Source organism: Anabaena sp. PCC 7938 (genome assembly GCF_049315035.1).
Lineage (GTDB): Bacteria > Cyanobacteriota > Cyanobacteriia > Cyanobacteriales > Nostocaceae > Anabaena > Anabaena cylindrica.
Genome location: NZ_CP186034.1, coordinates 6269152 through 6282515, shown reverse-complemented (window position 1 = coordinate 6282515; position 13364 = coordinate 6269152). Strand labels below are relative to the sequence as shown.

Genomic DNA, 13364 nt, shown 5'->3' with positions numbered 1-13364 from the left:
ACGAAGGTCAACATAATTCGTAATTGATAATAATGCCGACCGCAGGCTATCGCCAACGTAATTCGTAGTTACAATCAATGGGGGCTTGTACCCTCTTTAATTACGAATTACGAATTACGAATTAGTAATTATTTGATCAATTTATAGCTCAAAATGGTTATCATGACAACAGAATTGAACATCAACTGCTGGGGATAAAACTCAAGAATGCGAGCTAAAATACGGGATACAGAAATCTATTTTGATGTTGACGGCTGTGGTTTGGTGGTTGAAGAACAAGGAATACGTCAGAAACCTGTTGCTTTCATAATTCATGGAGGACCTGGAGTTGATCATACAAGTTATAAACCGTGCTTTTCTCCCCTGGTGCATCACCTCCAGTTAGTCTATTTTGATCATCGGGGGCAGGGAAGGTCAGCCTGTGGACCAAAAGAAACCTATACCCTAGATAATAATGTTGACGATATGGAAGCTCTACGCCAATATCTAGGACTGGAGAAAATCGTTTTAATCGGTTCTTCCTATGGAGGTATGGTTGCTCTTTCTTATGCTGTGAAGTATCCCCAAAATGTTTCACACTTGATTGTCATTGCCACAGCAGCTAATTCCCGGTTTCTAGAACGCGCTCAGGAAATTCTGGCAGAACGGGGAAACGAAGAACAAAAAGCGATCGCTCTTCAACTTTGGTCTGGTAATTTTGAGAATGAAGAACAGCTACGCCAATTTTTTCGGGTGATGGGTTCAATGTATTCCCAAAGCAATGAACGAAAATTAAATTCCCCAGACTCAGACGAAACAATCCTCTCAGTTGATGCCATTAATGTTGCCTTTAGTGGCTTCTTAAATGACTACAATATCCTCAACGAATTACATAAGATTACCTCACCAACTCTTGTGATTGCAGGGCGGCATGATTGGATTTGCGCCCCAGAGTTTTCTGAAGAAATTGCTCAAGCTATTCCTAATGCTCAGTTGAAAATATTTGAAAACAGCGGCCATTTGATTCGTGTTGATGAACCACAATTAATGTTGAATGAAATTGCTAGATTTTTAAGTTTTGGTAATTTGGGGAACACAAAAAAATAAATTACGCAATTTCACTCCAATCAAAACGACTTTTCTGCCCCCTGCCCTAAAAGCGATTGGGTATTTTTTTATTTGGAAATCCCTTGATGTTCTATCTCATCCGGCATTTATGCAACACCAAAATTATCTGTTTATTTTCAACATTTGGTTGCCACCTTTTTGAAATTCATAAGCAACTGGCTGGACTTTTACATCAAACTGTTGACTAGAGAGGTTTTTGATCACTAACTCAAGATAAGGTGACGGTTCACAATCAAGTTTCAATAATGGAAAAATCCTCACTTCTTTTGAGATTCTCAAGAGTTCATGAATAGATGCAATATGAAAATCAAGAGATAGGTGATCTGAATAAAGAAATAGTAGATGAGAACAAACACATAGTTCAAATTGATTATCAGCTAGTTCTAATTTTGGTAGAGATTGCCACAAATAACGCCCTTTTATTCTACCGATTTCATAATCTAGCAAAAATTTCTCCATTGCGGACAGACGAGCATAACCAAGTTGTTCTGGATCATGAAAATTATTCCAAACATAGTGGTCTACATTTTGCTTAACTTGCGAGATGATTGGTTCATAAGTTTCTTGTACTCGTTGTCTAATTTGGTTTCCAGAGAACTCATAAATGGGATCAATGGAAACAACTGAATATCCAAGTTCTGTCATTTCAGCATTGAAACTTGCTGGACCATCACCACAGCCAAGAATTTTCTTGTTTAGGTCTGTTGCAGATAGATTAAACATTAACTTATACTCTTGTAGTGTTCTACCCCAAGGCACAACTTCATTTAATTTCATAATTTTTCTGATTTAGTGATTGACAAGCTAGACCACAGATACCAACAAGCGATTGTGCGGTAGGGTTTCCAATTTTCTCCTAATTTTTCTACAGTTTGTTTGTTAGGAATTTCTGATAGACTATAAAGGCGATGGATAGCATTACGAATACCCAAGTCATCTACAGGTAAAACATCCCAACGATGTAATCTAAACATCAGCAACATCTGTACTGTCCACCGTCCAATTCCCTTAACTTCAGTTAAGATTTTGATGATATTTTCATCATCCATTAACAGCAAATCATCTATGTGGGTAATTTATCAAATCGTTGTGCTAAGTCTTTGAGATATGAAATCTTAGGACGAGAAATGCCAACTTCTCACAAAACATCGTCTGGGGTGTTGAGAATCTCGCTGGGGGTTAAAACAGTGTAAAGTTGTAAAAATCTCTGGTGAATAGCTGTTGCTGCTTTACCTGATAATTGTTGGTAAATAATAGACCGACAAAGTGAAGATAATAAATCCCCTGTTTGCTGGACTTGATTGAGTCTACACTCCCCCACCTGTTCTATTACCTCGGCTAAAATTGGATCTGCTTGTTTTAATGTGTCAATAGCAACTGCGTAATTCATGAAAATTTGAAGTCATCCACTCTGATTGGTTAATTGGTTATAATTCCCACATCTGTGCAAAAATTTAACAACCGTTTCCCTTCGTTTTTAAGGTCTTATACTTTCCTTTGGAGAGCATATAGAGCAAAATTCAGGAGTTAGTCCTATGGCTACAGCTTGCATGACGACGTAGGAGTCACGAAGAGGAAAAGGGGCAAGGGCAAGGGGGAAGACCGGGACGGAACTTGGACTCTGCCCCGTATAAGCGTCCTAGAAGGACGGGGCTTGTACCCATGTTCCGCTCCGCTCCACCCAGAGGGAAAGGGCTTGTTCCCCCTGCTCCCTTTCCCCCTGCTTCTTGCGGTCATACACTACGCGGCACGTCTAAGTTTTCAATCTAACCCTTCTAAGGGTGAAGGGTGGGTTTCACTGTTAAGAGTTCCCTTTTGCCTATTCCCTCTGACTTCTTGACTTCTTGACAGACTACTAGCTTTCTACTTCATTTACTTGCGATATGCTGTAAGTTTTTTGTGTTGCTCCCCGTTATCCTGATAATTACTGAAAAAAAAATCAACCATGCCAAAAAACTGGATTATTAAACCAATATAATGCCCTTTTTAACACTCAAAATAATCTCAACCTACCCAGAGAAATTAAAGCTGACCAGTACGGAATAAGATTTGCCATTATTGTTGATGAAAATCTGATTAAATTTGAGATAATTATGGAAGGACGTATTGAATTAGGAGAAGCAGATTATCCCAGTTGGTCGCCTGTCCCATGCTTAAATCAAATTGACAGTTTTGCGGAAAAACTTTTAGCTAATTCTGACAGATGGAATGATTCCTCGGTAGAGTCGAGAGATTTAATTGATTTGGCTATTCAAAGGCTCAATTCTCCCATTCCTCAAGCAGCTATTGAGAAGGCAGAATCAGCTTATCCTGTAATTGAACCTTTAAAAAAAGCGATATCCTTTTTCCAAAATCACCCCAATTATCGAGATAAATGTTTTACGGCTTTGGGAATTGCCGAACCCAGTAAAATTATTGATGGTATTGATTTAATGGCGGCTGATTTCAATTTAAACAAGACACATCGAACATTTAGCGAATCTCAACAAGACTGGAAATGACGAAACTATTTGCAATTAGGCTTAAACCCAATGAAGATTTAAAGCACAGCCTCAAGTATTGGTTGTTTTTCTGATTCAGCCGTCAACACAGTGTTCCAAGCTATTGCAGCCAAACTGAATAATGCCTTACGTCTTCTCAATGTGCTTATATTATCTAAATACGGAGCAACGAACTGTTGGAGAATTTCTGACATTTTTGGAGCGCCCTTGGGTTCTATCGGTATATTTGCAGCCAATTCCCCAAATCCCCCCTCTTCCATCTTCTTTCTCAGTGCTTCCAGATTTTTATGTTTCTCTTGGGAACTCTGTTTTACGATTTTCATAACCCAAAACAATATTAACAAATAGTTGTGTCTCTTATTTTACTTGATATTGAGCGATGTATTTCCCTTGCACGTAGTTGTGGTTTTGACATTCATATTTCCAAGTGCAAGATATGAGTTATGGCCAAAATTGTGATGAGTCTTCTATAGTTTGAGATATGCCCCATCGTACTCATCTCAAAAAGCTGTATGGTTGCTCTATCAGGGATTGCTATCCAAAGCAAAATTTACGAAAGCTCTAATTCTCTGGTGTATCGGGGCATCAGCGTGCAACATGAGCGGGCGATCATCGTCAAAATGCTCAAACAAGATTATCCCTCTTCTCAAGAATTAATTCGCTACAAACAAGAATATAAAATTACCCGTTCCCTTAATCTGGAAGGTGTGGTCAAGGCATACAGCCAGCAGAAGTATCAACGCACGCTCGTCATTTTATTGGAAGACTTTGGTGGAGAATCTATCGAAAGATGGATGCGGGAACGCTCAGAATTCCGCCCAATGCCCCTATCCACTTTTCTGCGGCTTGCCATTGACCTCACACACATTCTGGGCAAAATCCATGCCGCCGATATCATTCACAAAGATATTAATCCAGGAAATATTGTTCTCAATCTAGATACTGGTGTTGTCAAAATTATTGACTTCGGGATTGCCACTCAATTTAACCGTACGAATCCGACGTTCAAAAGCCCTCATGTGTTAGAAGGCACACTTGCTTACCTGTCACCAGAGCAAACAGGGCGGATGAACCGTGTGCTCGATTACCGCACCGATTTTTACTCGCTCGGTATAACGTTCTACGAATTGCTCACTGGGCATCTGCCGTTTTCAACAACAGACATTCTTGAGTTAGTTCATTGTCATATTGCCAAACCACCCATTCCGCTGCATGAAATGAATGCAGCGATTCCTAAACCCATTTCAGATATCGTTCTGAAGCTGATGGCGAAAAATGCGGAGGATCGCTATCAGAGTGCCTGGGGCATCAAAGCGGATTTAGAAAGATGTGTTCACCAACTAGCAGAAACAGGGCAAATTGATGGCATTGAGTTAGGTCTTCAAGACATTTGGAATCAGTTTCACATTCCCCAAAAACTGTATGGACGCGAAGCGGAGATTGGAGCATTATTGGCGGCATTTGACAGAGTAGCAGGAATGGGGAATGTTGACGAAGCCTGCCGACCAGAAGAAGGTATAGAAGATTATCAGTTCAAAGTCGAAATGATGTTAGTCTCTGGCTACGCTGGCATTGGCAAATCAGCATTGGTGCAGGAACTCTACAAACCAATTACGGCAAAACGCGGCTATTTTATCTCTGGTAAATTTGATCAATTTGGGCGCAATATTCCCTACAGCGCGATCGCTCATGCCCTGCAAAAATTGGTGCAGCAACTGCTCGGTGAACCAGCCGAGCGAGTGCAACAGTGGCGATCTCGACTGCTCAAGGCGTTGGGAACTAACGGACAAATCATCAGTGATGTGATTCCTGAAATAGAACTGATTATTGGTCAGCAACAACCTGTACCCGAAGTTGGAGCGACGGAGGCTCAAAATCGCTTCAATCGAGTTTTTCAGCAGTTCATTCGAGCGTTTTGTTCAAAAGAACATCCCTTGGTGATCTTCTTGGACGATCTTCAGTGGGTAGATTCGGCAACCCTTAAGTTAATCGAGTTGATGATGACGGATGCAGAGACACAATACCTGTTTCTGATTGGGGCATATCGAGATAACGAGGTTAACCCATTACATCCATTAATGATGACACTGGAGGGACTTAGAAAAGAGAGAGTAATAATCGGTCAGATTACATTAGCACCTCTAGGACTGAAAGTAATCGCACAACTCATTGCCGATACCTTACAGAGTGACATCAGTACAGTCAGTCCACTGGCAGAATTAGTGCTGCGGAAAACAGGCGGGAATCCCTTCTTCGCTAGTGAGTTTCTGAAAACGCTATACACAGAAAACCTCTTGAATTTTGACTTTGAGCATCTTTGTTGGCGGTGGAATATCACTCAGATTGAAGGCGAGAACATTACTGATAATGTAGTGGAGTTGATGCTGGGCAAACTGAAAAAACTGCCTACAGCGACACAGCAGGTATTACAATTAGCAGCTTGCGTAGGGGCTAATTTTGACTTAAGCACCCTCTCGATTATCTGTGAAAGCTCACCCAAAAAAATTTTCTCAAAGCTGGTAACAGCAGTTCAGTCTGGTTTAATTGTGCCTATATCTGAGTTAGATAAACAACTATTGGTTCAGGATTATAAATTCCTGCATGATCGCGTACAGCAAGCTGCTCATGCCTTGATTGATGAGTCGCAAAAACAAGTGGTTCATCTCCAAATTGGTCGTAATCTCCTCGAAAAAACTTTACCAGCGCAACTATCAGAGCGGTTGTTTGAAATTGTGGATCATCTCAATCATGGAATTGAGCTTGTTACCGATCAAACCGAACGAAATGAAATTGCTCAATTAAATTTAGTTGCAGCTCAGAAAGCAAAGGCAGCTATCGCTTATAGTGTAGCAAAAAAATATTTAGCGACAGGGCGAGCGTGGCTGGTAGCTTCTAGCTGGCAAACAAACTACGATTTGACCTTAGACCTATATTCAGAAACTACAGAAGTTGCGTTCCTCTGTGGCGATTTTGTAGAGGTAGAATCCTGGATGGCGATCGTTTTACAAAAAGCCAAGACGGTTCTCGATACAGTCAAAGTTTACGAAATCAAAATTCAAACCTACATCGCACAGGAGCAGCTATTAGAAGCGATCAATACTGGATTGCAAGTCTTGCCACAACTGGGTATCAGTTTTTCTAAAACCCCTAGCCAGTCAGATATTCAGTGTGAACTCAACGCGATCGCATCACTCTTCAAAGAGAAGCAGAGCAAGGATTTGGTTCATTCGCCGAAAATAGCCGAGCCTGACAAGTTAGCGGCGATGCGAATCCTATCTAAGATAACGCTTCCTGCCCATCTTGCTGCCCCCGATATGCTGCCACTATTTGCATCTAAACAGGTCAGCTTATCAATCCAATATAGCAATGCGTTGGTGTCTCCGTTTGTCTATGCCTTGTATGGATTCATTATTTGTAGGACGATCAAAGACATTGAGTCTGGCTATGAGTTTGGGCAGTTAGCTCTAAGGCAGTTGTCACGACCTGATACCCAAGCGCTCAAAGCCAAGACATTATTGAGTGTCAATATCTTTATCATCCACTGGAAAAAGCACTTTAGAGAAACATTGCAGCCATTACTAGAAGGCTATCAAAGTGGTTTGGAAACAGGAGATTCAGAGTTTGCCGCCTACTGTGCCGAAGTTTACTGCTTGCAATGCGTCTTTGTAGGCAAGGAACTCGTGGAGCTTGAACGCGAGATCAGAATGTACAGTGAAGCAATCTGTCAACTCAAACAGGAAGCAGCACTCACTTGGAATCAGATGCATCATCAGGTTGTCTTAAATTTGATGGGACGCTCGGTCAATCCTATCTGTCTAGTTGGCGAAGCCTATAATCAGGAGAATAGACTGCGACAACATAAAGCAGAAAATAATGGAACCTCAATCTTTTTCGTACATTCCTACCAACTGTTCCTCTGCTATTTATTTTATGAGTATTCCCAGGCAGTTGAAAACTCAATTTTAGCAGCAGAGTATGTAAGCTATCTGTCATCGACACCCCCTGTTCCTGTGTACTATTTCTATAGCTCTCTAGCAAGACTGGCGACCTATCTTGAAAGCAATACTCAAGCGCAGGAAAAGATATTTGAAGAAGTTGCAGTTAACCAAGAGAAGATGCAGCAATGGGCATATTATGCGCCCATGAATCATTTGCACAAATATCATTTAGTCGAGGCAGAGAAAGCACAAGTTTTAGGTCAGTGGTTTGAAGCAGAAGAGTTCTATGAACAAGCAATTCAAGGCGCTAAAGACAATGACTACCTGCAAGAGGAAGCTCTAGCCTATGAATTGGCTGCCAAGTTTTACCTGATACGGGGTCGAGAAAAGATTGCCCAAACCTACATGAAAGAAGCTCGGTACTGCTATGAGCGCTGGGGAGCAACAGCAAAGGTCAAAGATTTAGAAACTCGCTACCCGCAGCTATTGCCTCAATCATCGGGTGTGGATTGGCAAGTAAGTCACACGACTTCTGGAACGACCTCTAGTCGCTCAAACAGCGCTTTTGATTTGGCGGCCGTAATGAAAGCATCACAAGCGATTTCGAGTGAAATTGAACTGGATCAGTTGCTCCGTTCTTTGATGCAGATATTAATCGAGAATGCTGGCGCACAAACAGGATTTCTGATTTTGGAAAATTCAGGAGAATGGGTAATTGAAGCGTCTGGTGAACTCAGTAACGATGACAATATCCATGTTACACAAGTGCTGCGATCGCTCCCAACCGCGAATCACCTCCCTGAATCAATCCTTCAGTATGTGATTCGGACTCATGAATCGGTCATCTTAAATGATGCAACTCGTGAAGGTAATTTTATCAATGAGCCATACATTCAACACCACCAAACTCAATCCATTTTATGTATGCCGCTGCTGAATCAAGGTAAGCTTGTCGGTTTACTGTATATAGAAAATCAATTGGCAACTGGGGCATTTACACCGGAGCGATCACAGGTTTTAAACCTATTATCAACCCAGGCAGCGATCGCGATCAAAAATGCCAAACTTTACTCAAAGCTCCGCACGAGTGAAAGTCTGATGACTCAATTTCTGGAAGCCGTCCAGGTGGGAATTGGTGTCTTGGATGCGACAGGTCGCCCTTACTATGTCAATCAACGAGGAATTCAGCTACTGGGAAAAGGTGTTGATCCTTCCGCAACACCAGAGGATCTTGCAGAGATTTATCAAGTTTATCTGGCGGGGACTGAGCAAAACTATCCAACGGAGGAAATGCCAGTTGTTAGAGCGTTGAGCGGTGAACATACCAGAATTGACGATATGGAAATTCACCAAAACGACAAAATAATCCCAGTTGAGGCATGGGGAACTCCTATCTTTGACGAAGTGGGCAATGTGGCTTATGCAATCACAGCCTTTCAAGACATCACAGAGCGAAAACAGACAGAACAACTATTAGCAAATTACAACCGCACCCTGGAGCAGCAGGTGTCCGAACGAACGGCGGCTTTACAGGAAAGCGAAGCTGCGCTGCGCGATCAAGAAAAAGAGTTACGACTGATCACCGATGCTCTCCCCGTTTGTATCTTTTATACAGATTCTAATCAGCGTTATCGATTTGTTAACCATACCTGTGAGGTCTGGTTACGGTACAGCCGAGATGAAATTCTCGGTAAGCATAACCGTGAAATTCTGGGTGAAGAGGCTTATCAAGTTGTTGAGCCGTATATTAAGCAAGCACTGGAGGGACAGATCACAACTTATGAAGTAGCACTTTCCTATTCGTCTGGCAAAAAGCATATCAGTGCTATCTATATCCCCGATTTTGATCGTAATGCTCAGGTGAGAGGGTACTACGGTCTGATCACAGACATTAGCGAACAGCGAAACGCTGCACTGCATGAACGCAAACGTGCTGAGGAAGCCTCGATTTTAGAAGAGCGCAACCGCATGGCGCGGGAAATTCACGATACGCTAGCCCAATCCTTCACAGGCATTCTGGTTCAAATCGGAGCAGCCACGCAGGTGATAGAAGACGATTTAGAAGCAACTCAGGCACACCTAGAAATAATCGATGAATTGGCAAGAATCGGACTAGCTGAAGCACGGCGCTCGGTGACAGCACTTCGTCCACAGCTATTGGAGGAGGGCGATTTACACAGCGCTCTGCATCGCCTCGTGACTCAAATGAGAGCTGCTGCCGATACTGCTCTGATTTATAAAATTACAGGCACATCCTTCCCATTGCCAGCCGAGGTTGAGAACAACTTACTCCGAATTGGACAGGAAGCATTAACCAATGCCATCAAATATGCGAATGCTAGCAAGATTCGGGTTGAGTTGGTGTATGAAGCTGCACAATGTATCTTGTGTGTTAAAGATGATGGATTAGGCTTTGGGGTTGGCAGTATCCCATCTGCCGACGGATTTGGACTACTAGGAATGAGTGAACGTGCCGAACGCATTGGTGCACAACTGACCATTGGCAGCCAGCCTGGGCAAGGAACAGAAATTATTGTCGTTGTAAATCGAGAGGGAGAATCATGATGAGTTCATCTACTCCGATTCGAGTTCTGATCGCTGATGACCATTATATTGTCAGACAAGGATTGGCAACCATCATTAACCGCGATCCAGAAATGACGGTGATTGCTCAAGCAGAAGATGGACAGCAGGCGATCGCGCTGTTTCAAGAATATCAACCCGATGTTGCGCTAATGGATTTACGAATGCCCCAGATCGGAGGCGTTGAAGCTATTACAGCGATTCGTGCTGAATTTAAACAGGCTCGAATTATGGTACTCACCACCTACGATGGCGATGAGGATATCTATCGCGGCTTGCAGGCTGGCGCTCAAGGCTATCTGCTTAAGGATGCAAAACCCAATGAACTGCTGAATGCAATTCGCAAGATTCATAGCGGGCAGAAGTATGTGCCACCAGAAGTAGGGGCAAAATTAGTGCAGCGGATGAGCAATCCAGAACTGAGTAACCGAGAGCTAGATGTACTCCGTTTGATAGCGCAGGGAATGAGTAATCTAGACATTGGTGCTGCTTTGAGTATTGGTGAAAGCACGGTCAAGTCTCACGTTAATCGAATTCTCAGTAAATTGGGAGTGAACGATCGCACTCAAGCTGTGATTGTTGCCATTAAACGCGGGATTGTGAGTTTGTAAGCAAGCTGTACTTTAGTTTGAATTTAGACCCCAACTTTAGTTGAAATCAAACCTCCGGCTTGAGATGGATGGATGTATCAATCATTTTGTCGGACAAAAGTCTCAACTCTGAGTGGACGACAAGCTAGTGTTAATTCTCTATATTGAATTCATGCAAACACGAATCGCAAAATCGCAATTTAGTTACAAAATTTAAGTTTTTTTTTATACAGATCGTCAAAAGAGGATTGTATGGCAATCGTTTGCGATGAGTATTCTTCCTCTCGGAGGTGACAGTGATTTATGATCACAGTTTCTTATTCGTCCCACCTTCCAGTTATGAGCATATTCAAGGTGAGCTGGATGCCACCGCAGTGCTGGTGATGTATGGGGACTATCAATGTTCTCAAAGTGCGGATGTTTATCGACTAATCAAAGTCATTCAGCGACAGCTTAATTCTTCTTTGGGAGAGAATTATGTCTGCTTCATCTTCCGTCATTTTCCCCAGATCCAGATCCACTCTCACTCGCAACATGCGGCTGAAACGGCGGTCGCGGCTGCGGCTCAAGGTCAGTTTTGGCAGATGCATGACCTGTTGTTCAGCCATTCGCAAGAATTGGGAAACGGCTATTTGGTGGAGTATGCCAATCATCTAGGACTCGATATTTCCCGATTTTTGCAAGATCTATCGAAACAAGCCCACGTTGATCGCATTAATAAAGATATCGAAAGTGGCTTGCAAAGCGGAGTAACGACTGCCCCAGCACTGTTTATTAATGGAACTCGATATCGCGATCGCTGGAACATTAAACAGTTGATGGCAGCGATGATCACTGCAAGTAACTGAAACTTTCAAACCAATATATATAGGAGTCAGTATGAGTACAATCACGACTAAAGACGGTACAGAAATCTATTATAAAGACTGGGGCAGAGGACAGCCCGTTGTTTTCAGTCATGGCTGGCCCCTAAATTCTGATAGCTGGGAAGCTCAGATGTTCTTTTTGGCAGACCACGGATTTCGCTGCATTGCTCATGATCGTCGAGGACATGGGAGATCAAGCCAACCCTGGAACGGAAATGAGATGGATACCTATGCTGATGATCTTGCCATGCTGATGGAAACGTTAGATCTGAGCAATGCAACCTTAATTGGTTTCTCCACAGGCGGCGGAGAAGTTGCTCGTTATATCGGTCGCCACGGCACAGCACGAGTCGCTAAAGCTGCGCTCATATCCTCCGTACCGCCACTGATGCTGAAGACAGAACATAATCCTGATGGACTAGCCATTGAGGTGTTTGACGGGCTGCGTGCTGGCTCATTAGCTGATCGATCGCAACTCTACAAAGATCTTGCTAATGGGCCATTCTTCGGCTTTAACCGACCAGATGCTAAAGTTTCGCAGGGCGCGATCAACTGGTTCTGGTTGCAGGGAATGCAAGCAGGACATAAGAACGCATTCGACTGTATCAAGGCATTCTCCGAAACAGATTTCACCGAAGATCTCAAAAAGTTTAACGTACCGACCTTAATCATTCATGGTGATGATGATCAGATTGTGCCGATTGGTGCCGCTGCAATCGCCTCATCAAAACTTGTGAAGAATGCCACTTTGAAAATCTATCCCAGCGCACCTCATGCCCTACTCGACACCCACAAAGATCAACTCAACGAAGATCTCCTCGAATTCCTCAAATCCTGACCGGAAGAAGCGGGGGGAACAAGCCCTTTCCCTCTGGGTGGAACAGAACGGAACATGGGTACAAGCCCCGTTCCAGTCTTGCCCCTTTTCCTCTTCGTGACCTACTCAACCAACACCATCATGTCAAAACTACTCCACATCCAATCCTTGCCGCGAAAATAGCTTCCGTATTTTAATCTTAACTATCGAGAAACATCATGAAACTTGAAGCAAAAGTAGCCGTTGTCACTGGAGCATCCAAAGGCATCGGAGCCGAGATCGCCAAACAACTCGCGGCGGAGGGCGCGTCTGTGATCGTCAATTACGCCTCCAGCCGAGACGGTGCTGACCGTGTCGTGGCGGAGATTACCGAAACCGGAGGAAAAGCCATCGCTGTGCAGGCAAATGTCTCGCAGCAAGCGGACATCATCCGGTTGTTCAAAGAAACCATCGGAGCCTACGGAAAGCTCGATATTCTGGTCAACAATGCCGGGATTTACGAGTTTCTTAACTTGGCTGAGATTACCCCAGAACACTTCTACCGCCAGTATGACCTCAACGTTCTGGGGCTGATCCTCACCACCCAAGAAGCTGTCAAACATATCGGTCCCGACGGCGGATCGATCATCAACATGAGTTCGGTGGTCAGCACGCTGTCGCCCGCCGGGTCTGCGGTGTACAACTCCACCAAATCGGCAGTGGACGGTCTCACCCGCTCTTTTGCCAAAGAACTCGCGCCCCGAAATATCCGCATGAACTCAATCAATCCAGGATTGATTGAGACCGAAGGATTTCGCGCCAGTGTGATCGCAGGCCATGGTGATGCCGTGGCATCAGCCACGCCGTTGGGGCGCATGGGGCAGCCTCAGGATATTGCTCCTGGTGTGGTGTTCCTAGCCTCCAACGACTCGTCGTGGATGACTGGCGAGACCCTTTACATCACCGGAGGGCTTCATTGACCC

The 13364-nt window shown here is 43.6% G+C and carries 11 protein-coding genes; 7 read left to right on the top strand and 4 right to left on the bottom strand.

Going from position 1 to position 13364, the window contains the following annotated elements; genetic code table 11:
• Positions 1 to 207: 207 nt before the first annotated feature.
• Positions 208 to 1086 (top strand): alpha/beta fold hydrolase, encoded by an 879-nt coding sequence (locus ACOWPH_RS27995; RefSeq protein ID WP_015213367.1) that lies wholly within the window; start codon positions 208 to 210, stop codon positions 1084 to 1086.
• Between the two features lie 123 nt (positions 1087 to 1209).
• Here the strand turns inward: ACOWPH_RS27995 and ACOWPH_RS27990 are convergent, their stop codons facing one another.
• The 3 genes from ACOWPH_RS27990 to ACOWPH_RS27980 all read right to left on the bottom strand — a co-directional run bounded on the left by ACOWPH_RS27990 (position 1210) and on the right by ACOWPH_RS27980 (position 2497).
• Entirely contained in the window at positions 1210 to 1884 is a 675-nt protein-coding gene (locus ACOWPH_RS27990; protein ID WP_015213366.1) for a hypothetical protein, read from the bottom strand.
• Positions 1881 to 2156 (bottom strand): DNA-3-methyladenine glycosylase family protein, encoded by a 276-nt coding sequence (locus tag ACOWPH_RS27985; RefSeq protein ID WP_242043228.1) that lies wholly within the window; start codon positions 2154 to 2156, stop codon positions 1881 to 1883. The genes ACOWPH_RS27990 and ACOWPH_RS27985 overlap by 4 nt, the downstream gene beginning before the upstream one ends.
• 89 nt (positions 2157 to 2245) lie before the next feature.
• Positions 2246 to 2497, bottom strand: a complete 252-nt coding sequence (locus tag ACOWPH_RS27980; RefSeq protein ID WP_242043229.1) for a hypothetical protein — start codon at positions 2495 to 2497, stop codon at positions 2246 to 2248.
• A 631-nt stretch (positions 2498 to 3128) separates the two neighbouring features.
• On the opposite strand from ACOWPH_RS27980, the gene ACOWPH_RS27975 reads away from it, so the two are divergent.
• Positions 3129 to 3608 carry a nucleotidyl transferase AbiEii/AbiGii toxin family protein gene (locus tag ACOWPH_RS27975; RefSeq protein WP_342342684.1) on the top strand — a complete coding sequence of 160 codons (480 nt, stop codon included), beginning with the start codon at positions 3129 to 3131 and terminating at the stop codon, positions 3606 to 3608.
• A 38-nt stretch (positions 3609 to 3646) separates the two neighbouring features.
• Here ACOWPH_RS27975 and ACOWPH_RS27970 read toward each other — a convergent pair whose 3' ends face one another.
• On the bottom strand, positions 3647 to 3931 hold the full coding sequence (locus tag ACOWPH_RS27970; RefSeq protein ID WP_015213365.1) for a hypothetical protein: 285 nt from the start codon (positions 3929 to 3931) through the stop codon (positions 3647 to 3649).
• A 189-nt stretch (positions 3932 to 4120) separates the two neighbouring features.
• On the opposite strand from ACOWPH_RS27970, the gene ACOWPH_RS27965 reads away from it, so the two are divergent.
• The 5 genes from ACOWPH_RS27965 to ACOWPH_RS27945 all read left to right on the top strand — a co-directional run bounded on the left by ACOWPH_RS27965 (position 4121) and on the right by ACOWPH_RS27945 (position 13361).
• A complete protein-coding gene (locus tag ACOWPH_RS27965) occupies positions 4121 to 10111 on the top strand; it encodes an AAA family ATPase (protein ID WP_015213364.1) in 5991 nt (1996 codons plus the stop codon).
• Complete coding sequence (locus ACOWPH_RS27960) at positions 10111 to 10740, top strand: response regulator (RefSeq protein WP_042464657.1); 630 nt, start codon at positions 10111 to 10113, stop codon at positions 10738 to 10740. Before ACOWPH_RS27965 ends, ACOWPH_RS27960 begins: the two co-directional genes overlap by 1 nt.
• 275 nt (positions 10741 to 11015) lie before the next feature.
• Positions 11016 to 11567: a DsbA family protein gene (locus tag ACOWPH_RS27955; RefSeq protein WP_015213362.1), complete on the top strand. Its 552-nt coding sequence runs from the start codon at positions 11016 to 11018 to the stop codon at positions 11565 to 11567.
• Between the two features lie 31 nt (positions 11568 to 11598).
• The gene (locus ACOWPH_RS27950; RefSeq protein WP_015213361.1) at positions 11599 to 12423 is read left to right on the top strand and encodes an alpha/beta fold hydrolase; all 825 of its coding nucleotides are present in this window, start codon (positions 11599 to 11601) and stop codon (positions 12421 to 12423) included.
• Between the two features lie 197 nt (positions 12424 to 12620).
• Positions 12621 to 13361: an SDR family NAD(P)-dependent oxidoreductase gene (locus ACOWPH_RS27945; protein WP_015213360.1), complete on the top strand. Its 741-nt coding sequence runs from the start codon at positions 12621 to 12623 to the stop codon at positions 13359 to 13361.
• Positions 13362 to 13364 lie beyond the last annotated feature (3 nt).